Origin of the sequence: Rhodopseudomonas palustris, from assembly GCF_007005445.1 — a bacterium.
Lineage (GTDB): Bacteria > Pseudomonadota > Alphaproteobacteria > Rhizobiales > Xanthobacteraceae > Rhodopseudomonas > Rhodopseudomonas palustris_G.
Map to the genome: position 1 here is coordinate 3,958,587 of NZ_CP041387.1, position 21,733 is coordinate 3,980,319.

The window sequence follows — 21,733 nt, forward strand, 5'->3', positions numbered from 1 at the left end:
TCCGAGACTGCGGCATCAGCGGATGATGTCGAAGCTGATGTCGTTCTTGCCGGCCACGTTGCTCGACTTGTCCATTTCGTCGAAGATCTTGTCGAGGATCTTGACCAGGACGTTCATCGAACCCTGATAGCCCCACACCGGCGACCGGTGGTGGTGATGGCGATCGAACACCGGGAAGCCGAGGCGGATCAGCGGAGTGCCGGTGTCGCGCTCGAGATACTTTCCGTAGGTATTGCCGATCATGAAGTCGACCGGTTCGGTGAACAGCAGCGACCGCAGGTGCCACAGATCCTTGCCGGCGTAGACCTTGCAACCGGCGCCGAACGGCGACGAGTCGAGCAGCGCCTGCACCTTGGCTTCCCAGGCCTTATTGCCGTTGGTCGCCAGGATGTGGACCGGCTCACCGCCGAGTTCGAGGATGAATTCGGCAAGGCCGTAGCACATGTCCGGATCGCCGTAGATCGCGAACTTCTTGCCGTGGATGTGGGCCGAGGAGTCGCCGATCGCGTCGACCAGCCGGCCGCGCTCCTTGGTCAGCGCTTCCGGGATCGCCTTGCCGGTGATCCGCGACACCGCCTGCAGGAAGCGGTCGGTGCCGGCAATACCGACGGGGTGGTTGAACGCGACCACTTCCTGGCCGTGATCGGCAATCGTCGCCAGGGTCTTTTCGGTGCAGAACTCCTGCATCGAAATCGTCGCCTTGGCGTGGATGGCGTTGGCGGCCTGTTCCAGCGTGGTGCCGCCATCGTACATCCGGAACTCACCGTCGGCCGGAGTATCCCAGACGTCGCTGTTGTCGCCGAAGATGGTGTAGTCGACGCCCATCAGCTCGAAGATCCGCTTGATCTCGCGCAGATTGCCGACGGTGTAGCCGTCGAACCCGCCGAAGAAATTGATCGATTCGTTCGGCTTGCGCTCGAGCTTGTCGACAGTGCCCGACTTGCCGTCCCAGAAGTGCTCGACGATGCCCTTCATGGTGTTGTCGTAGCCGGTGATGTGGCTGCCGACGAACGCCGGGGTGTGGGCGTAGGTGACGTCGAACTCCAGCGGGACTGAGCCCTTCTCCTTGGCGTTCTTGATGAACGCGTTGAGGTCGTCGCCGATCACCTCGGCCATGCAGGTGGTCGAGACGGCGATCATCTTCGGCTTGTACAGCGCATAGGCGTTGGCCAGACCGTCGATCATGTTGTTGAGACCGCCGAACACCGCGGCGTCTTCGGTCATCGACGAGGAGACGCACGAGGTCGGCTCCTTGAAGTGACGCGTGAAGTGGCTGCGATAATAGGCGACGCAGCCTTGCGAGCCGTGCACGAACGGCAGCGTCTTCTCGAACCCGACCGCCGCGAACACAGCGCCAAGCGGCTGGCAGGCCTTGGCCGGATTGATGACGAGAGCTTCGCGGGCGAAATTCTTGTCCTGGTACTCCTTGGTCTTGGTCCAGTCCGCGACGCGCGCGACCTCGGCATCGCCAACATAGTTCTCGAAATTCTTCCGCTTGTTCTCCATCAACTCTTCGTACTGGGGCTCACGGAAGAGTTCGAAGTGATCGCGGATCTTCTCTGCGGTCTCGGTCATGGTGGTGTCTTTCCCAAGAATTCGGTGACGCGGCGCTTCCGGCGGCTGGCGCCGGAAGGCCGGATGTGAAGTTTCAGCTCCAAGGCGCCTTGGTCAGTTTCCAGACCGGGGCATTGATCGCGATGTCCATGTCGCGGGCGAAGATGCCGAACCCGTCGTAGCCGTGATAGGGGCCCGAATAGTCCCAGGAATGCATCTGGCGGAACGGAACGCCCATCTTCTGGAAGATGTACTTTTCCTTGACGCCGGATCCGACCAGGTCGGGACGCATTTTCTCGACGAACTTCTCGAATTCGTAGCCGGTGACGTCGTCGTAGATCAGCGTACCGTCCTTCACGTAATGGGTGGTGCGCTGATAGTCGTCGTTGTGGGCGAATTCGTAGCCGGTGCCGACCACTTCCATGCCGAGGTCTTCGTAGGCGCCGATGACGTGGCGCGGGCGCAGGCCGCCGACATAGAGCATCACCTTCTTGCCTTCGAGGCGCGGGCGATACTTGGCGATCACCGCCTCCATCTGCGGCTTGTACTTGGCGATGACGCGCTCGGCGCCTTCCTTGATCTTGTCGTCGAACTTCGACGCGATCTCGCGCAAGCTCGCCTCGATCTTGGACGGGCCGAAGAAGTTGTATTCCACCCACGGAATCCCGAACTTCTCTTCCATGTGCCGCGTGATGTAGTTCATCGAGCGGTAGCAGTGCAGGATGTTCAGCTTCGCCTTCGGGGTATTCTCCAGCTCGGCGATGGTGCCGTCGCCGGACCACTGCGCGATCACGCGGAGGCCCATTTCTTCGAGCAGGATGCGCGAGGCCCAGGCGTCGCCGCCGATGTTGTAGTCGCCGATGATCGCGACGTCGTAGGGGGTCGATTCGAACCCGGCGTTCTTCTCGCCGGCCTTGTCGAACACCCAGTCACGGATCACGTCGTTGGCGATGTGGTGGCCGAGCGACTGCGACACGCCGCGGAAGCCTTCGCAGCGCACCGGGATGATCGGCTTGCCGTCGTACTGCTTCGACTTGGCCTTCGAGACGGCCTCGATGTCGTCACCGATCAGGCCGATCGGGCATTCCGACTGCACCGAGATGCCCTTGGACAGCGGGAACAGCTCCTGGATCTCGTCGATGATCTTGCCGAGCTTCTTGTCGCCCCCGAAGACGATGTCCTTCTCCTGGAAGTCGGAGGTGAACTGCATCGTGCCGAAGGTGTCGACGCCGGTGGTGCCCTTGTAATAGTTGCGGCGCGAGCCCCACGAATACTGGCCGCAGCCGACCGGGCCGTGGCTGATGTGGACCATGTCCTTGATCGGGCCCCACACCACGCCCTTCGAGCCGGCGTAGGCGCAACCGCGGATCGTCATCACGCCCGGGATCGACTTGATGTTGGACTTGACCGAGCACTCCGCCTTTTCGGCGTCGTAGGTGTTGAGATGCTTGGCGCGACGCTTGGCCGACTTGTCCGGATAGGCCTCCAGGACTTCGCCGATCAGCTTCTTGTTACGTTCCTTGATGTCCGCGGGGGATTCTGCAACTGCGGTGCTCATCGAATGTTCCTCGTGTCTCTGGGCCGCCGGGGGAGCGGCCGGTCGCGATGCGCGACCGGCCTGGCTGATGATCAGGTGGACGCGGCGGCCGCCTTGGCGGCTTCCTTGGCCTGCAGTTCGGCGAGCGCCTGCTCGTCGGTCTTCATGATGCCGAAGTCGAGCAGCATCTGCTCGAGCTCTTCCATGGTGATCGGGGTCGGGATGGTGCCCTTGCCGCCGTTGGCGTGGATCTTGGTGGCGAGCGCGCGATATTCCTTGGCCTGCTGGCTGTCGGGCGCGTACTGGATCACAGTCTCGCGGCGCAGCTCGGCGTGCTGCACGATGTTGTCGCGCGGCACGAAGTGGATCAGCTGGGTGTTCAGGCGCGCGGCGAGCGCTTCGGCAAGGTCGAGCTCGCGGTCGGTCTGGCGCTCGTTGCAGATCAGGCCGCCGAGGCGGACGCCGCCCGACGAGGCGTACTTCAGAATACCCTTGGCGATGTTGTTGGCGGCGTACAGCGCCATCATCTCGCCGGACATCACGATGTAGATTTCCTGCGCCTTGTTCTCACGGATCGGCATCGCGAAGCCGCCGCACACCACGTCGCCGAGCACGTCGTAGGAGACGTAGTCGACGTCCTCATAGGCGCCGTTCTCTTCCAGGAAGTTGATCGCGGTGATGACGCCGCGGCCGGCGCAGCCGACGCCCGGCTCCGGACCGCCGGCTTCGGTGCACTTGATGCCCTTGTAGCCGATCTTCATCACGTCTTCGAGTTCGAGGTCTTCGACCGAACCGGCTTCGGCGGCCAGCGCCAGCACGGTGTCCTGCAGCTTGGTGTTGAGGATCAGGCGGGTCGAGTCCGCCTTGGGGTCGCAGCCGACGATCAGAATCTTCTGACCCATCTCGACCAGCGCTGCGAGGGTGTTCTGCGAGGTGGTCGACTTGCCGATGCCGCCCTTGCCGTAGAATGCGATTTGCCGAAGTGCCATGTTTTCTCTCCGTTGACCTAATGCCGTTTGATCGATTTGCGCCGAAGCGCAGCCTTCTTCCGTTCAAAACCGTCGCACGGCTCAGATGCGGACGTTGCCCTTTGCAGTGACTGCTCGGCCAACCATCCCTCGCCTTGCTGATCCCTGTTTTGCAACGACCGTGCCAAGCCTCGCCGGAGACGAAAAAGCGTGTGATTTCGCGGAGATGCAGAATGCCCGGGCACTATGTACGTAGATGTTTAGAATCCGACATCGCTGCCGAGCGGACGACATCCCAAGGGGCGGCTGTTAGAAACGAAACAAACTGATACCGGCCGGGCGAGCTAAGCGAGACTCTGTCGCAACTCGAGACCGACTGCAGGGCGTCGTTGCGAGCGAGGTGAAGCAATCCAGCGCCCGGTGCATGGAGGTGGATTGCTTCGCTCGTAGTGACGGGAAAGCACTGAGGCGGGCACGGCCCAACTTCTCCCCGCGCGCGGGGAGAGGTTGATCCGGCGAAGCGAAGCCGGACCGGGTGAGGGGTGCCTCCGCGTATCTGAGCGCTTGTGAGAGTTGTTGATGAGGACGAAGGTGATGATCGGCACTCTGCGGCGCGGAAGCGCCCCCTCATCCCACCCTTCTCCCCGCACGCAGGGAGAAGGAGCAGGCTGTGCCTGCGGCAAACACTCGGCCTCACAGCCGAGTTGAAAGGCCGCCAGAGTCGGACCGTGAAAGGGAGACCTACGCCGTCAGCACCTGTCCCTGTAGCGTGTCGGCCAGTTCGGCGACGAACTTCGCGAGCGGCCAATCGATCCGGGTGATGGCCTGTTCTTCCAGAAAGCGCTGCTCGTTGCGGGTCGGCGTGTCGGGCAGCACGGCCCAATGCCGGGCGGAGGAGCGCTTCATGATCTGACGGGCGAAGACGCGGTCGAGCTGGTTGTCGAACCGGCAGCCCAGGAACAGGAAATGCCGGTCCTTGCGCAGCTCCTGTACCGTGAGCGGGATCGGCGTCTGAATGTCGATCTCGGTCAGGACTTCGACATAATCGCTGTCGGACACCAGGAAGTTGGCGGCGGGCGCCACCGAGCCGATCGGTTGATACAGCATGGTATTCCAGCCGAGCGCCTCGTCCGGCACCGGCGCGTACAACGGCATCTCGTTCTCGGCGACGATGCCGGGCGCCGGCTCGGCGATTTCGCTGCCGTCCGGCCGATAGTAATTCACCCAATGGCCGTGATGTTCGCTCTGGCTGACGCCCTGCGCCATGCCCCAATTCTGTCGGCCGACAAACGCCTTTTGCGGCAGATCGTCGTACCAGGCGTGAACCAGCAGCGGCAGATCGGGCAGCGATGCCAGCATCCGATGCAGCTCGTTCGGCTGCGGCGGGGACCGGAACGCCTCGGCCATCATCGCCGTCAGCGTCTTGCGGTGCTTGAAGTTCTCGATGTATTGCGCGGCGCCGGTGAGATTGGTGCGGACCTTGTGCGGCACCGTGGTCTTCGCGATCAGCCGCGCCACCAGTTCGGCCGGCGAGGTCGGCACGCTGCTGGCCTCGCCGAGCGCGACGCAGGCGGAGCCGAGATAGGGGATCACCTGCCCGCGCAGCAAGCCCGCCGCAATGTCGTCGAGTGCTCGTGCCGGCATGATCCTGCTCCCCTGTCAGATTGCTCTTGCAGCCTTGTGATGCACCACCACCAGCCCGGTCGCGCGAGCCGCATCGCCGGTGATGGTCCAGCAGTGATTCGATCCGTCGACCAGATAGATGCTGAATCGCGGATAGTCGCGGAACGGCTGCTCCGCGTCGATGTCGGACGCGTCGCACTGCGTCAGCGACAGACCGGGGATCTCCTGCCGCACCGTCTTCAGCGCGCCGGCATCGGCCGCATCGCCTCCGAGCAGCGCGTCGAGCCGGGCGATATCGTCGAGCGACAGCGCCATGGTCAGAGCTTGCGCGCTTCGACGGTGATCGGCAACGGAGTGTCCGCCGCCATCGCCGGCAGTTCGAGCTGCCAGCCGTTGGCCAGCGTGATCTTGCCGCCCCACAGTGCAGGGTTGTCCATTTCGACGATCGGCTCTTCTAGGTCCTTCTTGGCCACATAAGCGGAATGGCCGGTGGCGGTCTTGCGGATCATCACTTTCATCGAGGGTGGTCCTTTGCTTGGCCGCCGCGGCGACGGGTCAGAGTGCGGTGATTTCGTCTTCGAGGCAGCCGATCACCCGGTGTTCGGCGAATTCGACCAGATAGACCGGCCGATTGGTTTCGGTGTGCAGGCCGATCCGGACAATCTCGCCGGCATCGCCGCTTTTCACCAGCAGCGCGTCCTCCGGCTGATCCGGAAAGCTGCCGTCGTTGAACAGGTCGATCTCGGCGCGGACGCGCTGCCCCCATTGATATCGCGGTTCGGGCGTCATCACACCGCCTCCTGCTGCTCGGGCTGAAACGCCTCGGCTGCGACCAGCTCACGACGCTTCATGCCGACGATGCGGCCCTGCGCCACGAAGTCGACACCATAGATGTAAAACTGCTGCAGGAAGGTGCCGATCGAGACGACGTAGCCCTCGTCGCCTTTCTTCACCAGCACCTCGCCGATCTCCTTGCCCGGGAAGGTGCCGTCGTTACGGATGTTGAGCCGCGACCGGACCTTCTGGCCGTATTCGAACTCCGGCGGACCGTCGAGCTCGACGATGTCGCTGTCACGCGCGATGTTCATGGGGAAGGCTCCGTTGCGGGTTTGAGCTGGGCAGGTTCGGTGAAGCCGCTGCGGCTGCGCGCAAGCTCGCGCACCAGCGGATCGGGGTCGTCGAGCAGCGGCGCCAGTTCGTAGGCGTCGACCCGGCTGGCGACTTCGTAGCGAACCCGCCAATCGGCATCGCCGAGCATCGCCAGCAGCCGGCCGGGCGTCATCCGCCTGGCGGCTTCGAGACGAACCTCGCCGTCCTTGTCCATCGCGATCTGCGCCAGCCATTCCGGGCCGATCCGCCGCGCCACCTCCCGGCGCACGCCGGGATCGGGATCGAGCACCAACAGCGGCAGCAGGCCGGGCGAAGCCCGCCGCGCCACGATCTGGCGGACATAGTAGTCCTCGTCGCTCGCCATCGGGCGCAGTTCGTCGTCGCTGAGCACCGAGGCGACACGGATCCGCACCTCGCGATGCGGGTCAGTGCGCAGCCCCAGCAGATAGCGCTTCGGCAGCCGCCGCGCCGCGCTCCAGCGCACCGTCTCGTCGGTGTCCTGCAGCAATTTCGGCAACAGGAACACCGTGGCGTAGCCGGCAGCGACCGCACGCGTCTCGAAATACGGATGGTCGAGATAGCCGTCGGCCAGCGCACGATTCTGCCGGAAGAACCGTTCCAGCCGCCGCGCATAACGGTCCTGGACGCAAGCCTTCTTCAATTCGCACAGCCCGGCGGACAGCAACTCGCGATGCGGGCACGACGCGCAATCGACCTCGTTGCCCTGCCAATCGCGGGCTTCGTCGATGTCAGTCGTCATCGTCCTGCCCTATCCGCCGCCACACGTCGAGCAGCACGGCGGCGCCGACCTTGTCGGTCGGATCGAGCTCGAGCAGCTTTTCGACCGCCGCATGACCTTCGTCGAGCTGCCCGAGCCGCATCTGCAAATAGGCGTAGGCCTTCAGCGCGAACAGGTAGAACCGCGGCAGCACCGCCGAATAGCTGGAGAATTCGGCATCGCTGCGCCGCACCTTGCGCCAATCGGCGACGAGGCCATTGTCGCGCGCAGCCTTGCACAGACAGGCCTGGGCCACTTCCAGCGCCTCGCCGAGTCGGCCTTTGTAGAAATAGAACCGGTACAGCCCGATCAGCACTGCGGCGTGGTCGGGCGCCAGCAGATGAGCCTCGCGCAGGTGCTGTTCGGCGAGCGCCTCGCTCTGATAGTCGCGTCCCGCCAGTTCGAGATGCCGATGCGCATCCGCCGGCAGACCGGCGCCGAGCAGGGCTCCGGTCAGAAGCGACTGCTCCGGGCCGGACATCGTCAGTTCGCTGTGCATCAGGTCGGGCATGGTTCACAGCTCCCGCAACTGGTGCAGACCGGCGGACGGCTTGGGGCCGTCGCCGGCGCATTGGCAGTTCGACGCCTTCGGATCGTGGAACAGGAAGCCGCTGGAGGTCGGCGTCTCCATGAAGTCGATCACCACACCTTCGAGCAGTTTCAGGCTCGATTCCGGCAGAAACAGCTTGTAGTCGCCGCGGTCGACCACCGCGTCCCCGGTGTGCGGCGCGCCGGCGATATCGAACTGCGCCGACAAGCCGGAACAGCCGCCGGCGCTGACCACCAGGCGGAAACCACCGGCGCCGCCGCTGAACCGCAGCATGCGGCGAATGAACTTTTCGGCCGAGGGGGTGAAGCTCATATCCATCGGAATCGCCTCATGCAGCCTGATAGCGCGGGACCGAGTTGTCGATCACGCAGGTACCGTCGACCGGACACACCGCGACACATTGCGGCTCGTCGTAGTGGCCGGTGCACTCCGAGCATTTCGAAGGGTCGATCGCGAAGGTTCCGGCCTTCTCGAAGATCGCGACATTCGGGCACTGCGGCTCGCAAGCGGAGCAGCCGGTGCATTGCGATGCGACGATCTTGTAGGCCATGGCCGTTCCCCTTCGTCGCCTCGTCCTATGCCTCGGTGAAAGCGCCCTGGCGGATCGTGGCGTCGCCGCGGGCGACGTGACGGATCTCCGACTTGCCGACGCGCTCGAGGTAGTCCTTGAAGTAGGCAATCACCGACTGCTCGATGTATTCGAACGCGTAGGTCTCGACTGCCTCGATGCCGGCGCCGGCGAGCGAATCCTTCGGGCACATGCCGATCTTGGCGACCAGCACGGCGGTGCAGTCGTTCAGCGCCTGCAGGATCGGATCGATGCCGGTCTCGCTGGCGTAGCCGCCTTCGCAATACAGATCGACGCGGCGATGGCCGACGAACTTCGCACCGGCGGTCGACACTTCGTAGATCTGAAATTCGTGGGCATGACCGAAATGTTCGTTGATCACGCCGCCACCCTTGGTGGCGATCGCCACCTGGATCTTGATGGTCGCCGTCTCGCCTTCGAGCTTCTCCAGTTCGCGCTGCTTGGCGACCGCGATCGCGTCGCGCTCGGCCTCGACCTTGGCCTGGTAGGCCTGGCGCGCGGCGAGATCGTATTCGACGTCCATCGCCATCACCTTTTCGGTGGTGAACTCGGCGCTGCGGTCCTCGCCGAGCAGGCCGACCGCGTCGGCACGGCACTGCCGGCAGTGCCGCATCATGTTCATCTCGCCTTCGCAGGCGTCCTGCAGCGTCTTCAACTCCTGCGCGGTCGGACCGCGCTGTCCCGCCAGGCCGAACGCGGTGCCGTGCTCGGCTTCCGAGATCAGCGGCATGATATTGTGCAGGAAGGCGCCGCGCGACTTCACCGCCTTGTTGACCTCGATCAGGTGCTGGTCGTTGATGCCCGGGATCATCACCGAGTTGACCTTCACCAGAATGCCGCGCGCGACCAGCATCTCCAGGCCGAGCAACTGCCGCTCGCTGAGGATCTTCGAGGCCTCGACGCCGGTGTAACGGCGGTGATTGTAGAAGATCCACGGATAGATCTTCGCACCGACTTCGGGGTCGATCATGTTGATGGTGATGGTGACGTGATCGACCTTCATGGCGGCGATCTGCTCCACATAGTCGGGCAGCATCAGGCCGTTGGTCGAGAGGCACAGCTTGATGTCGGGCGCGGTCTCGGTGACCAGCTCGAACGTCTTGAAAGTCTTGGCCGGATTGGCGAGCGCATCGCCCGGGCCGGCGATGCCGAGCACGGTCATCTGCGGGATGGTCGAGGCGACCGCGACGACCTTGCGCGCCGCCTGCTCCGGGGTCAGCTTCTCGCTGACCACGCCGGGGCGGGATTCATTGGCGCAATCGTATTTGCGATTGCAGTAATTGCACTGGATGTTGCACGCGGGCGCGACCGCGACGTGCATACGGGCGAAGTGATGATGCGCCTGCTCGCTGTAGCAGGGATGGTTCTTAACCTTCTCCCAGATTTCCGGCGGCAGATCACTGGGGCCCGCGGCCGAGCCGCAGCCGGTCTTGCCGGCGCCGCCCTTGCTGCTGCAGCCAGACGACGCCGCGCTCTTGCGCAGTTCGTCGAACGAAGTCGCTCCCGGCGCACCGAAATCATGGAGTTGCAGCAGCTTGCTCATATCCGGGCCTCGTTCGATCGCCGCACGACAGGCGGCTTGGCGGTGGGTGATGGTGCTGCAACCGAGCCGGCGAAGATCAGACATAATCCGCGGGCGCGGCGATCCGTTGAAGACGGTATCCGACGGTCAAGGCGTCGGCCGCCTTGCAAGACCACGCGTCAGGCCGGCACGCAGGTGTTGTCGACCGGGCAGACCGAGACGCACTGCGGCTTGTCGAACTGACCTTCGCACTCGGTGCACTTGGTCGCGTCGATCACATAGGTGCCGCGCTTCATGCTGATCGCGGCGTTCGGGCATTCGAATTCACACGCACCGCAGACGGTGCACTGGGAGGTAACAATCTTGTAGGCCATGGTCGGCTCCTGGTTCGCAGAGTGCTGCTGACAGGTTGTCTTTCAAGCCGCGTGCCAGATGCCTGACGATTGATTTTAAAGGATTTTTTCGCGCCCCTGAAGGCCGTGCCGGTGTAAGGCCCCCGACACTTGTCGCAAGTCTGACAGGCATCCTGACCCGTCTTCGGGCCGCGTCTCACGCGACAGAGGTCCGCGCTGAAATGGGCACGGACAGACAAACGCGCGGCGCTGAGGAGCGTCGCGCGTTCAGCCGATGATCGCGTGGAACGCGCGTCAGAAGTGCTTGAGCTCGATGTTGTGCTTTTTCAGCGCGTAGCCGATCTGGCGCGGCGTGAGGCCGAGAATGCGGGCGGCCTTCGCCTGCACCCAGCCGGCACGCTCCATCGCATTGATCAGCCGCTCGCGCTCCGACATGTTCGATTCGTCGGACGGCATCTCCGAGCGGACCGGCGTCGGCGCAAAATCATCCGTTGATGCGACCGGCTCGCGCGGATGCACGATCTCCACCGGAGCTTTGCGCGGCAATACCTGCAACGGAATCTCCGGGCGGGGGCGTTCGGGCACGGGCTCGGTGTGCCCCTTCCACAGGATCGCCGACAGGCATTCGTCCTGATGACAGGCGAAATCGCTGTCGCGAATGTCGGGGCCCACTGCGAGGGTCGCAGTCCGGCGCACGCAGTTCTCCAGCTCGCGGACATTGCCGGGGAACGAGCAGGCTTTCAGCAGATCCAGCGCGTGCTGCTCGAAAGACAGCTCGCGCCCGTTCTCCTTGTTGAAGTTCTTCAGGAATTCGGTCGCCAGCAGCGGAATGTCGGTGGGCCGGTCGCGCAGCGGCGGAAGGATCATCGGCACCACGTTGATGCGGTAGTACAGGTCGGCGCGGAATTCCTTGCGCGCCACCGCTTCTTCCAGATTGCGGTTGGTGGCGGCAACGATCCGGACATTGACCTTGATGGTCTGATTGCCGCCGACCCGCTCGAATTCCTGTTCCTGGAGCACGCGCAGCAGCTTGGCCTGGAAGGAGGCCGAAATCTCGCCGATCTCGTCGAGAAACAGCGTGCCCTTGTCGGCGAGTTCGAACCGCCCCTTGCGCGAGGCGATCGCACCGGTGAACGCCCCCTTCTCGTGACCGAACAGTTCGGATTCCAGCACCGATTCCGGCAGCGCCGCGCAGTTGATCTTGATGAATGGACCGTTGGCGCGCGCCGACAATTCGTGGATCGCTTTGGCAATCAGCTCCTTGCCGGTGCCGGACTCGCCACGCAGCAACACCGGTGACTGCGACTTCGCAATAATGCTGACCTTGGCCAGCAACTTCCTGATTGCCGGGCTCTCGCCGACGATACCGTCGACCTTGACCCGCTTGCGCTCGCGCTCGGGCTTCAGCTCGGACAGTTCCTTCTGCAGCCGGTGGCTTTCCGCCATCAGCCGCTCGCGATCGCGCGTCACCACCCGATGCAGCTTCACGGTCTGGCCGATCAGGTTGGCCACCATGGTGAGAAAGCGGACGTCGGCGTCCATCCGGAAATGCGACCGGCCGTCACGGACGCGATCGATGCTCAGCGTGCCCACCACCCGCGAATCGATCCGGATCGGCACCCCGATGAACGACACCCGGATCTCGTCGGTGGCGCCGAGCGCCAGCGCGTCGGCGGCGGTGAACATTGGGTGGCTGGAGACATTGTCGGCGACCAGCGGGACCGCGGTCGCGACGATCTGGTCGATCGCCTTCTGCGGCAACCGGGCGCGGTAGCGATTGTCGCTGCCCTCGTTCCAGCCGACGCCGACGGTAATATCGGGCACGCCATCGTCGGCGAGCAGCGACACCACGCCATTACGCATCTGCAAAAACGACTGCAGCAGGTTGACGACGTTGGCGAGAGTAATCTCCAGCCGCGCCGGGGATGTGAGGATTTTCGAAATCTCGAAAATGCCGGTGAGCGCGATATCACTCAGCGGTATTGGGGGATGGGTCATCGATTGCGACGGATACTCGTTTTCGACAAGGCGGATTTCGCGCTGAGCCATAGCTCGTCTCCATCGCTCCCGAGCCTTCCCCCGTCAGATCCGGAGCGTTTCGAGATTGTGGATGAATTCCAACCAGATGTCGTGCTCATCTTGGCTGCATCGCTGCGGAAGTTATGGCTAGCTCTGCTTAGTTCGTTACCACCGGCGAAAATGCTGATAATCAACTGATTACTACTCTAGCACCAGTCCGGCGCCGGTACCGCATTGACGCAGCGCAAAATAGATCGACCAAAAGATCGGCAGCCGGCACACGGCGCGAGTGATTGCCAATCAGTTGCAGACTAACGGCTGACTACTCGCCACGGCTGACGTGTCAGACATGCTGCCCGCCATTGATATGGATTTCCTCGCCCGTGACATAGCTGGCCGCATCGGAGCACAGAAAGAACATCACCTTGGCGACCTCCTCCGGGGTTCCGATCCGCCGCATCGGAATCGTCGGCGCCAGCATCGCCTCGGTTTCCGGCGACAGAATGTCGGTCTTGATCTCGCCGGGCGCGATAGCGTTCACCCGGATGCCGTAGGGCGCGTAGTCGTGCGCCATCTCCCGGGTCAGACAGGTCAGCGCCGCTTTCGAAGTCGCATAGGCGCTGCCGGCGAACGGATGCACCCGCGAACCGACGATCGAGGTGACGTTGACGATCGAGCCCTGGCCGGCGCGCAGTTCGTCGAACAGTCCCTGCGCCAGCATCACCGGCGCCAGCAGGTTGACGTGGAACACGCTCATCCAGGTGCCGACCGGCGTGTTCAACGAGGTCAGCCGTTCGCCCTCGGCGCTCTTGGGCGAGATTGCGGCGTTGTTGATCAGCGCATGCAGCGGACCGCCGGCCAGCTTCTCCTTCAGTTCGTCGATCGCCCTTGGCACGGCGCGGTGATCGGCAAGCTCGACCGCGACGTGGTTCTCGAGGCCGGTCGCCCACGGGCAGCGATCATCAGCAAACGGCTGCCGCGAGCAGGTAATGATGCGCCAGCCGGCGTCCGAGAACAGCTTGCCGGTGGCATGGCCGATGCCACGCGATGCGCCGGTCAGCACCAGGGTCTTCTGCTTACCGGTACGCGCCTCGCGCTGATCGTTGTGAAACGGGCAGGCGCCGCCGGCGGCGGCCGGCATTCCTGCCGGCATACCGGGCGGCATCTCGGCAGGACGCGTAGCTGGATGCGATGACGGTGCGGAATCGGGCCGCTCGGCGTGCAGTGGTTCTGGGTGCACGGGACGGTCTCCAGTGATTTCGTTGCAGTTGAGCTTGCATGAACCGGGCCAACCGCTACGACCTTTGATTTAGGCTGATAGATCACGTCCAGTTGCCAAGGGATGTCATCAGAGCGACACCAGCCGCGCCGCGCATCCGACACAACGTTGGCTTTCCGACATCACATCCCGCTACTGGGTACCACTGACAGCGATCCACCGCTCTGGTCCGGCTCTTGCTTCAAGCCATTCCGAACAATGGACACAGCGTGGTGGTGATGACGCAGTTTCTCCAGCTCGGCGCCGGCGGCTTTGCGGTCGTACTCGGGACCAACGAGATCGCCTCCGCCGTGGCGGTTCATCTGCATCGCGCCGGCCGCTGTGTGGTGATGTCCCACGATCCGTTTCCGCCTGTGATCCGCCGCAAGATGGCGTTCCACGACGCACTGTACGGCGACGAGGTCACAATCGAAGGCGTCCGCGGCGCACGCGTCGACCACGGCACCGAGATCTTCCAGGCGCTGCGGCAGTCCGACAGCGTGCTGGTGACCTGGCTGGCACTTGCCGACCTGCTGCCGATCGGCCCGATCGACATCCTTGTCGACGCGCGGATGCAGAAGCACCGCGTTACCCCTGACCTGCGGCGGCTGGCGCGCGTCAGCGTCGGCCTCGGCCCCGGCTTCTCGACGTCCGCGAATTGCGACGTCGCGATCGAAACCCGCCCCGGCCGCAGCGGCGTCGTCATCGGCGCCGGCTGGACCGATGCGGCCGACGGCATCGCCAGTCCGCTGGGCGGCGTCGGCGCCGAACGCTTCCAGTATTCGCAGGCCGGCGGAAAATGGCGAACCGCGGTCGAGATCGGCAGCCGAGTGTTCAACGGCTTTCCGGTCGGCCATCTCGGCGGCATCCCGGTACGCGCGCCGTGCGACGGCATCCTGCGTGGCGTGGTCCGCGACGGCCAGGACGTGCCGCAAGGCGTCAAGCTGATGGAAGTCGACTCCCGCGGCCGCCATGCGCAATGGACCGGGATCGACGATCGCGGCCGTGGGATTGCCAATGCGGTCCTGCGCGCCGTGCAGCCGCAGATCGACGCCCGCACCAACCGCACTGCGCAGCCGCTCTCAGCGTTCTAGGCCGAGCGACTGGCCGCTATCGGTTCCGGATTGTCACGCCCGGATCGGCGCCGGCGCTAGCCGGCGCCGAGCGCGACTGCGACGTTGTAGGTGATCAGGCTGGCGATATAGGCGAGGGCGAACATGTAGATGAAGGTGACGCCCATCCAGCGCCAGCTTCCGGTTTCGCGCTTGATCACCGCCAGCGTCGAGGCGCATTGCGGCGCGAACACGAACCAAGCCAGCAGCGACAGCGCGGTGGCAAAGCTCCATTTCGAGGCCAGCACCTGGCCGATCTGCTCGGCGGCTTCCTTACCGCCCTCGATCGCATAGACGGTGCCGAGCGCTGCCACCGCTACTTCGCGCGCCGCCATGCCGGGGATCAGCGCGACCGCGATCTGCCAGTTGAAGCCCAGCGGCGCGAGCACCGGCTCGATCGCGTGACCGATGATCGACGCCAGACTGTAGTCGATCGCCGGTTCCGTCGCCCCGGCCGGCGGACGCGGGAACGACGCCAGGAACCAGATCAGCACCATCATCGAGAAGATGGTGGTACCGGCGCGCTGCAGAAACATCTTGGCGCGCGTGTAGATGCCGATCGCCACGCTCTTCAGCCGCGGCATCTTGTAGTCCGGCAGTTCCAGCATGAACGGTGCCGGCTCGTAGTCGCGCCACATGAAGAACTTGACCAGCGCCGACACCGCCAGCGCGCTGGCGATACCCGCGGTGTAGAGGCCGAACATCACCAGCCCCTGCAGATTGACCCAGCCGAACACCTGTTCGGCCGGGACGAAGGCGGAGATGATCAGGGTGTAGACCGGGATGCGCGCCGAGCAGGTCATCAGCGGCGCGATCAGGATGGTGGTCAGGCGGTCGCGCTTGTTGTCGATCACCCGGGTCGCCATGATGCCCGGAATCGCGCAGGCGAAGCTCGACAGCAGCGGAATGAAGGCGCGGCCGTGCAGCCCGGCACCGCCCATGATGCGATCCATCAGGAATGCGGCCCGGGCCATGTAGCCGAGATCTTCCAGCAGCAGGATAAACAGGAAGATGATGATGATCTGCGGCAGGAACACGATGACGCTGCCGACGCCGGAGATCACGCCGTTCTGCAGGAAGCTCTGCAACAGCCCTTCGGGCATGTTGGCCTGCACGAACGCGCCGAGCGCCTCGAACCCGCCGGAGATCAGTTCCATGATCGGCTGCGCCCAGGAAAACACCGCCTGGAACATCACGAACAGGATGAGGATCAGGATCAACAGACCGGCCACCGGGTGCAGCACGACACGGTCGACCTGGGCCGTGAGGGTATGCGGCCGCGCCGGCAGGCTGACGCATTCGCCAATGATCCGGTCCGCCTCGCGCTGCAACGCGCGCAGCTCGCTGGTGGTCAGCGGTCGCCAGTGATCCCCGACGGAGGGCGCGGGCGCCTGGGCGGCAAATTCATCGGTCCGCTTCAGCAGCTCCGCGGTCCCGCCCTTGCGGACCGCGATCGAGGTCACCACCGGAACACCAAGCTGCGCCGACAGCTTTTCGACATCGACCGTGACGCCGCGGCGCATCGCGATGTCGTACATGTTGAGCACGAGCATCAGCGGCCGGCCGGTCGCCTTCAGTTCCAGCATCAGCCGGAAGGTCAGCCGCAGATTGGTTGAGTCGGCAACGCACAGCACCAGATCGGGCACCGTCTCGCCGGGCTTGCGGCCGAGCACGACGTCGCGGGTAATCTCTTCGTCCGGGCTGCGCCCGCGCAACGAATAGGTGCCGGGCAGGTCGACCAGGCTGACGACACGACCGCCGGGGGTCGTGAACAGGCCGGTTTTGCGCTCGACCGTCACGCCCGGGTAGTTCGCGACCTTCTGGCGGCTACCCGTCAGTGCATTGAAAAGGGAGGTCTTGCCGCTATTCGGCGTGCCAACCAACGCAAGGTTGAACGGCTGGGATTCGATAGAACTCATCGCGCAATCGCCACATCAATCTGCAATCAGCGCGTCACATCAACACGACGGCCATCGCCTCGCGCCGGCGGACGGCGATGGTGATGTTGTCGACCCGGACCGCGATCGGATCCCGGCCGATGATACCCTCGTGCAGAACCTCGACCTTGGCGCCCTCGACGAAGCCGAACTCGATCAGTCGGCTCTCCAGCTCGATCGGCTGCAACGACGACGTTCCACGCTGCGGATCGATCGCCTGCACGACGCCGCGATCGCCGCGACGCGCATTCCCCAGCAGGATGGGCTGGTTGAGGCTGTGGCCGTTCTGAGAGGGACTGTTGGTCATTATTTGTTTTTCCAATCGGCGCCGCGAAGGTCAAGACAGTGAAGCCGGCGCCGTTGGGAATTTAGAACGATTGTAACAGGCGCTATCATTCGCATCTAACAAGAAAGCGCCGGAAATTGGTTTGATTTCGCACAAATCGGCGGCCGCGACGGCCGATTCAATCGGCGAAGGCCGAGCACGCCGGTGCGTATTGCCTCGCCTTGAGCAAAAGCCCGGAGCGCGGGCGGTGCCGGGATCCGTAACCATGGAGCGCGATCGACGGTCGCCCACATGTCCCGTTAAGGCTTCAGCCAACGCCGCGCGCGACAATCAGCACAAAATCTCCCCCGATCGCTTCACGGCCGAATCGCGAGAGACGATCGCAGCTCCCACCGGAAAGCACGATGTCAGCCAAGACCACCAAGACAAAACGACGGAGGCCGGCCGCTTCGGCCGGCGACTCGTGGTTCAGGGTGCTGACCCGGAACCTGACCAATATGGCGACGGTGCTGGCTTCATCGGGATCGGTGCTGCTCTGCCTGCTGATCGCCAAACGGTTCGTCTGACCGAACGAAGCAGCGCTACGATCGGAACGCCGGCCACATCAGCGACATTCGCGGGGCCTCGTGCCCGCCGCCTTCGCGGCGGGCGCTTGCGGCAGACCCGATCAGGCCGCCCGAACCGTATCGAGGAAGTTGGCGACTTCGATCTTCAGGCGGCTGGACTCTTGTGACAGGGACTGCGCGGCCGACAGCACCTGAGACGACGCCGAGCCGGTTTCGGTGGCGCCGCGCTGCACATCGGTGACGTTGGACGACACTTCCTGGGTTCCCCGCGCAGCCATCTGGACGTTGCGGGAGATTTCGCGGGTCGCGGCCCCCTGCTCCTCGACAGCGGCCGCGATGGCGGACGAAATCTCCGACATCCGGCCGATCGTGAGGCCGATCTCACGGATCGCATCGACCGACTCGTTGGTGGCCGACTGAATTCCCGTAATATGCTGGCTGATCTCGCCGGTTGCCTTCGCCGTCTGTTCCGCCAGCGCCTTGACCTCCGCGGCCACCACCGCAAAACCACGCCCCGCCTCGCCGGCGCGAGCCGCCTCGATCGTGGCGTTGAGCGCCAGCAGATTGGTCTGGCCGGCAATGGTGTTGATCAGCTCGACCACGTCGCCGATCCGGCTGGCAGCCTCCGACAGATCGCCGACGCTGTCATTGGTCTTGCGGGCCTGCTCCACCGCCTCCGAGGCGATCCGGGAGGATTCCTGCACCTGACGGCTGATTTCGGTGATCGAAGACGACATTTCCTCGGTCGCCGAGGCGACCGACTGAACGTTGGTCGACGCTTCCTCGGACGCGGCAGCAACCGAGGTCGCCAATTGCTGGGACCGATCGGCGGTCGAGGTCAGGGTACCGGCCGAGGCTTCGAGCTCGGTCGAGGCCGACGATACCGTTTCGACGATCTCGCCGATCGCGCGCTCGAACTGCCGGGTCGCGGCGTCGACACGCTGACCGCGCGCGATCTTCTCCTCGGCCTCGCGCGCCGCGGCCGCGTCAGCGTCGCGCTTGGCGATCAGCGCCTCCTTAAAGATCTGCAGCGCATCGGCCATCGCGCCGATCTCGGTCGACTCGCCACGGTGCGGAACTTCGGCCGCCAGATCGCCTCGACCAAGGGCCTGCATCGGCGAAATGATCGAGGCGATGCCGCGGCTGATGTCGCGAATCACCAGATAGCTCGCGACGACCCCGAAGGCGACCGCCAGCGCCAGAATGCCGACCACGATCATGGTCGCCGAACTGTAGGCAGCCTCCGCCGCGGCTGTGGATTGATCGGAGCCCTTGTTGTTCAGGTCGACGCTCTTCTGGAGCACGGCATCGACCCGCCCCCCGATCGGCCCGAGCGTCTTGGTGAGGTACACGCCCAGTTCCGCGGTCGATTGCCCGAGGCTCTGCTGCGACATCTCCACCGCCTTCTTGGCGCCGTCGAGATAGACCTTCAGCTCCTTGTCGAGCTGATCATACAGCGCCTTCTCTTCAGGCGACGTGATCATCTTCTGATAGCTGGCGATCTGCTTGTTCAGCACCTCTTCGACGCCTGCGATCCGCTTCGCCGCGGTGGCCTTGCCTTCCGCCGTCACTTCCATCGCGTGGGCGCGCAGCGTCACCCGGTACATCGCCATGGTGGTGCGAATATCACCGAGGACACGCACGCTCGGCAGCCAATTGGTGGCGATGTCGACCGTCGAGTTGTTCAAGGTTCGCATCTTGAGCAGGCCGAGGCCGCCAATTCCCGCCGTCGCCACGAGGAGAAGCGCCACAAGCGCGATGATCTTGGTACGAATCGAGAGACTGGACAACATCGGCTTCTACTCGCCTGAGGGAAGATGGTCGGACAGGTTGTGGCCGTCGCGTCCGATTCATCCCGCAGGGGGATGGAGCCGGACGAAGGAACGATCGGTGGAACCAACTTGCAGCTATGCGTATTGAGAGGGTGTTAAAGCGCCGCCCCGTAGAACTACCGAATTCGTCGAACTACCAGCGCCCGTCTTGGTAGCGCTCGATGGAGCATTCAACTCCGGACTGCGTCTTGCACCGCACGCAGATCGTCGCTCACCGGGACGCGCCCGGCCAGGAAGAAATTGCGTTCAAGGGCGGGAGCCTCAAGGGCGGGAGCCTTGCGCCGCAAGCCGCTCAGGCGACACCGCACACGTTCGGCCGCCGCTCAGGCGGCCCGCACCGTGTCGAGGAATCTAGTAACTTCGACTTTCAGCCGGTTGCTGTCCTGCGACAGCGATTGCGCCGCCGACAACACCTGCGAGGACGCCGAGCCGGTTTCGGTGGCGCCGCGTTGAACGTCGGTGATGTTGGATGACACCTGCTGAGTGCCATGCGCCGCCTGCTGGACGTTGCGCGAGATTTCCTGGGTCGCGGCGCCCTGCTCTTCGACCGCAGATGCGATCGTCGATGCGATTTCCGACATCCGCCCGATGGTCTGGCCGATCTCCTTGATGGCATCGACCGACTGGCCGGTCGCACTCTGGATGCCGGCGATGTGCTGGCCGATCTCGCCGGTCGCCTTTGCGGTCTGCTCGGCCAGCGCCTTGACCTCGGCAGCGACCACGGCGAAGCCGCGTCCGGCCTCACCGGCGCGCGCCGCCTCGATAGTGGCGTTCAGCGCGAGCAGGTTGGTCTGGCCGGCAATGGTGTTGATCAGTTCGACGACGTCACCGATCCGCGCCGCGGCGTGCGACAGCGTGCTGACGCTCTCGTTGGTCTTGCGGGCCTGATCGACCGCATCGTTGGCGATGCGCGCCGACTCCTGAACCTGACGGCTGATCTCGGTGATCGACGAAGTCATCTCCTCGGTCGCCGACGCCACCGATTGCACATTGGTCGAGGCTTCCTCGGAGGCTGCGGCGACCGACGTCGCAAGTTCCTGGGATCGCTCGGCGGTCGAGGTCAGGGTGCTGGCCGAGGCTTCGAGCTCGGTGGACGCCGAGGACACAGTGTCGACGATCTCGCCGATGGCGCGCTCGAACTGCCGGGTTGCGCTGTCGACCCGTTGGGCGCGGGCGATCTTCTCTTCGGCCTCCTTGGCCGCGGCGGCATCGGCGTCGCGCTTGGCGATCAACGCCTCCTTGAAGATCTGCAGCGCGTCGGCCATCCGGCCGATTTCGGTCGCCTCGCCGCGATGCGGCACGTCGGCGGCGAGATCGCCCTTGCCGAGGTCCTGCATCGGCGCGATGATCGACGCAATCGCCAGGGTGATGTCGCGGATCACCAGCACGCTGGCAAAGACACCGCCCACGATCGCAAGAGCCAGGATCGCGACGACAATGAAGAACGCAGAGCTGTAAGTCTCAGCCGCCGCGCTGCTGGCGTCGGCCGCCCCCTTGTTGTTCAGGTCGATGTCTTTCTGAAGGTAAGTGTCCATCTGATCGGCGAGCGGCGTCAACGTCCCCGCGAGCAAGCTCGCTCCCTCGACCGAGATCTGCCCGCTGTTGGCCTTGCGCGAAAGCTCAATCAGCTTCGGCACAACGGCCCTGTACTTGTCCCAGTTCGCGACCCAGCTCTGGTAGATCTGCCTCTCCTCGGGCGAGGATATCAGGACTTCGTAGCGCTTCTGGGCGTCCTTGATCCTGCCATCGATCGCCTCGATCTGCTTTTCGATAGCCACCATCCGGTCGTCGCTGGTTTCAAGAAGGTGATCGCGCAGCTTCATTCGATAGGACAGGACCTGCGCCCGCATCTCGCCCAGAGCCGTCACCGTCGGCAGCCAGTTGGTGGTGATCTCGACGGTATTGGCGTTCATCGAGCTCAGCTTGAATACGCTGAGGGCACCGAGCCCCGACAGCGCGATCAGCAGCATGGCGACGAGCGTCACGATTTTGATACGAATGGACAGCTTGGCGAGCATCGACATCATCCTGTGAGAAAGACCACGGCGCACACCGTCACCTGACGAAGTCCAGGCGTCGAACCGGATTCGCAATCAGTGAATCAGCCGATAAGACTGCGCTCCTGCACCGCGGCCACTC

Annotated in this window: 22 protein-coding genes; 2 read left to right on the plus strand and 20 right to left on the minus strand. The window is 64.1% G+C overall.

The genetic code is table 11. The annotated features are described in order from the left end of the window. Positions 1–15 precede the first annotated feature (15 nt). The 16 genes from nifK to FLL57_RS18290 all read right to left on the minus strand — a co-directional run bounded on the left by nifK (position 16) and on the right by FLL57_RS18290 (position 13,756). A complete protein-coding gene (gene nifK / locus FLL57_RS18215; protein ID WP_013504434.1) occupies positions 16–1,575 on the minus strand; it encodes a nitrogenase molybdenum-iron protein subunit beta in 1,560 nt (519 codons plus the stop codon). A 73-nt stretch (positions 1,576–1,648) separates the two neighbouring features. Further along, complete coding sequence (gene nifD / locus FLL57_RS18220) at positions 1,649–3,112, minus strand: nitrogenase molybdenum-iron protein alpha chain (RefSeq protein ID WP_013504435.1); 1,464 nt, start codon at positions 3,110–3,112, stop codon at positions 1,649–1,651. 71 nt (positions 3,113–3,183) lie between these two features. Next, entirely contained in the window at positions 3,184–4,080 is an 897-nt protein-coding gene (nifH, locus tag FLL57_RS18225; RefSeq protein ID WP_142883621.1) for a nitrogenase iron protein, read from the minus strand. Between the two features lie 720 nt (positions 4,081–4,800). Then, positions 4,801–5,703 carry an SIR2 family protein gene (locus FLL57_RS18230; RefSeq protein WP_047307717.1) on the minus strand — a complete coding sequence of 301 codons (903 nt, stop codon included), beginning with the start codon at positions 5,701–5,703 and terminating at the stop codon, positions 4,801–4,803. Positions 5,704–5,718: 15 nt separating this feature from the next. Further along, positions 5,719–5,997 carry a hypothetical protein gene (locus tag FLL57_RS18235; RefSeq protein WP_013504438.1) on the minus strand — a complete coding sequence of 93 codons (279 nt, stop codon included), beginning with the start codon at positions 5,995–5,997 and terminating at the stop codon, positions 5,719–5,721. 2 nt (positions 5,998–5,999) lie between these two features. After that, complete coding sequence (gene nifT, locus FLL57_RS18240; protein WP_013504439.1) at positions 6,000–6,200, minus strand: putative nitrogen fixation protein NifT; 201 nt, start codon at positions 6,198–6,200, stop codon at positions 6,000–6,002. Between the two features lie 37 nt (positions 6,201–6,237). Continuing rightward, a complete protein-coding gene (locus FLL57_RS18245; protein WP_013504440.1) occupies positions 6,238–6,471 on the minus strand; it encodes a nitrogen fixation protein NifZ in 234 nt (77 codons plus the stop codon). Beyond that, positions 6,471–6,770: a nitrogen fixation protein NifZ gene (locus tag FLL57_RS18250; protein WP_013504441.1), complete on the minus strand. Its 300-nt coding sequence runs from the start codon at positions 6,768–6,770 to the stop codon at positions 6,471–6,473. The genes FLL57_RS18245 and FLL57_RS18250 overlap by 1 nt, the downstream gene beginning before the upstream one ends. Then, positions 6,767–7,552: a 4Fe4S-binding leucine-rich repeat protein gene (locus FLL57_RS18255; protein ID WP_013504442.1), complete on the minus strand. Its 786-nt coding sequence runs from the start codon at positions 7,550–7,552 to the stop codon at positions 6,767–6,769. Before FLL57_RS18255 ends, FLL57_RS18250 begins: the two co-directional genes overlap by 4 nt. Continuing rightward, positions 7,542–8,081 carry a hypothetical protein gene (locus FLL57_RS18260; RefSeq protein ID WP_013504443.1) on the minus strand — a complete coding sequence of 180 codons (540 nt, stop codon included), beginning with the start codon at positions 8,079–8,081 and terminating at the stop codon, positions 7,542–7,544. The genes FLL57_RS18255 and FLL57_RS18260 overlap by 11 nt, the downstream gene beginning before the upstream one ends. Positions 8,082–8,084: 3 nt before the next feature. After that, complete coding sequence (locus FLL57_RS18265) at positions 8,085–8,438, minus strand: HesB/IscA family protein (RefSeq protein ID WP_013504444.1); 354 nt, start codon at positions 8,436–8,438, stop codon at positions 8,085–8,087. Positions 8,439–8,448: 10 nt separating this feature from the next. Then, complete coding sequence (locus FLL57_RS23675) at positions 8,449–8,670, minus strand: 4Fe-4S binding protein (protein WP_013504445.1); 222 nt, start codon at positions 8,668–8,670, stop codon at positions 8,449–8,451. Between the two features lie 25 nt (positions 8,671–8,695). Further along, entirely contained in the window at positions 8,696–10,252 is a 1,557-nt protein-coding gene (gene nifB, locus FLL57_RS18275) for a nitrogenase cofactor biosynthesis protein NifB (RefSeq protein WP_047307719.1), read from the minus strand. Positions 10,253–10,410: 158 nt separating this feature from the next. Next, entirely contained in the window at positions 10,411–10,605 is a 195-nt protein-coding gene (locus tag FLL57_RS18280; protein ID WP_011160163.1) for a 4Fe-4S binding protein, read from the minus strand. Between the two features lie 273 nt (positions 10,606–10,878). Beyond that, positions 10,879–12,633 carry a nif-specific transcriptional activator NifA gene (nifA, locus tag FLL57_RS18285; RefSeq protein ID WP_047307720.1) on the minus strand — a complete coding sequence of 585 codons (1,755 nt, stop codon included), beginning with the start codon at positions 12,631–12,633 and terminating at the stop codon, positions 10,879–10,881. Between the two features lie 313 nt (positions 12,634–12,946). Beyond that, positions 12,947–13,756 carry an SDR family NAD(P)-dependent oxidoreductase gene (locus tag FLL57_RS18290; RefSeq protein WP_013504448.1) on the minus strand — a complete coding sequence of 270 codons (810 nt, stop codon included), beginning with the start codon at positions 13,754–13,756 and terminating at the stop codon, positions 12,947–12,949. Positions 13,757–14,100: 344 nt separating this feature from the next. Between FLL57_RS18290 and FLL57_RS18295 the strand changes: the two genes are divergently transcribed. Continuing rightward, positions 14,101–14,955 (plus strand): xanthine dehydrogenase, encoded by an 855-nt coding sequence (locus FLL57_RS18295; protein ID WP_142883622.1) that lies wholly within the window; start codon positions 14,101–14,103, stop codon positions 14,953–14,955. Positions 14,956–15,011: 56 nt separating this feature from the next. On the opposite strand, the gene feoB is transcribed toward FLL57_RS18295, so the two are convergent. Further along, positions 15,012–16,892 (minus strand): ferrous iron transporter B, encoded by a 1,881-nt coding sequence (gene feoB, locus FLL57_RS18300; RefSeq protein WP_047307722.1) that lies wholly within the window; start codon positions 16,890–16,892, stop codon positions 15,012–15,014. 34 nt (positions 16,893–16,926) lie between these two features. After that, positions 16,927–17,217 (minus strand): FeoA family protein, encoded by a 291-nt coding sequence (locus FLL57_RS18305; protein WP_013504451.1) that lies wholly within the window; start codon positions 17,215–17,217, stop codon positions 16,927–16,929. A gap of 383 nt (positions 17,218–17,600) precedes the next feature. On the opposite strand from FLL57_RS18305, the gene FLL57_RS23405 reads away from it, so the two are divergent. Then, positions 17,601–17,762: a hypothetical protein gene (locus FLL57_RS23405; protein WP_013504452.1), complete on the plus strand. Its 162-nt coding sequence runs from the start codon at positions 17,601–17,603 to the stop codon at positions 17,760–17,762. Positions 17,763–17,863: 101 nt separating this feature from the next. Here the strand turns inward: FLL57_RS23405 and FLL57_RS18310 are convergent, their stop codons facing one another. Beyond that, the gene (locus tag FLL57_RS18310; protein ID WP_013504453.1) at positions 17,864–19,555 is read right to left on the minus strand and encodes a methyl-accepting chemotaxis protein; all 1,692 of its coding nucleotides are present in this window, start codon (positions 19,553–19,555) and stop codon (positions 17,864–17,866) included. Positions 19,556–19,917: 362 nt separating this feature from the next. Continuing rightward, positions 19,918–21,612, minus strand: coding sequence for a methyl-accepting chemotaxis protein (locus FLL57_RS18315; RefSeq protein WP_047308410.1), 1,695 nt, complete (start codon positions 21,610–21,612; stop codon positions 19,918–19,920). Positions 21,613–21,733 lie beyond the last annotated feature (121 nt).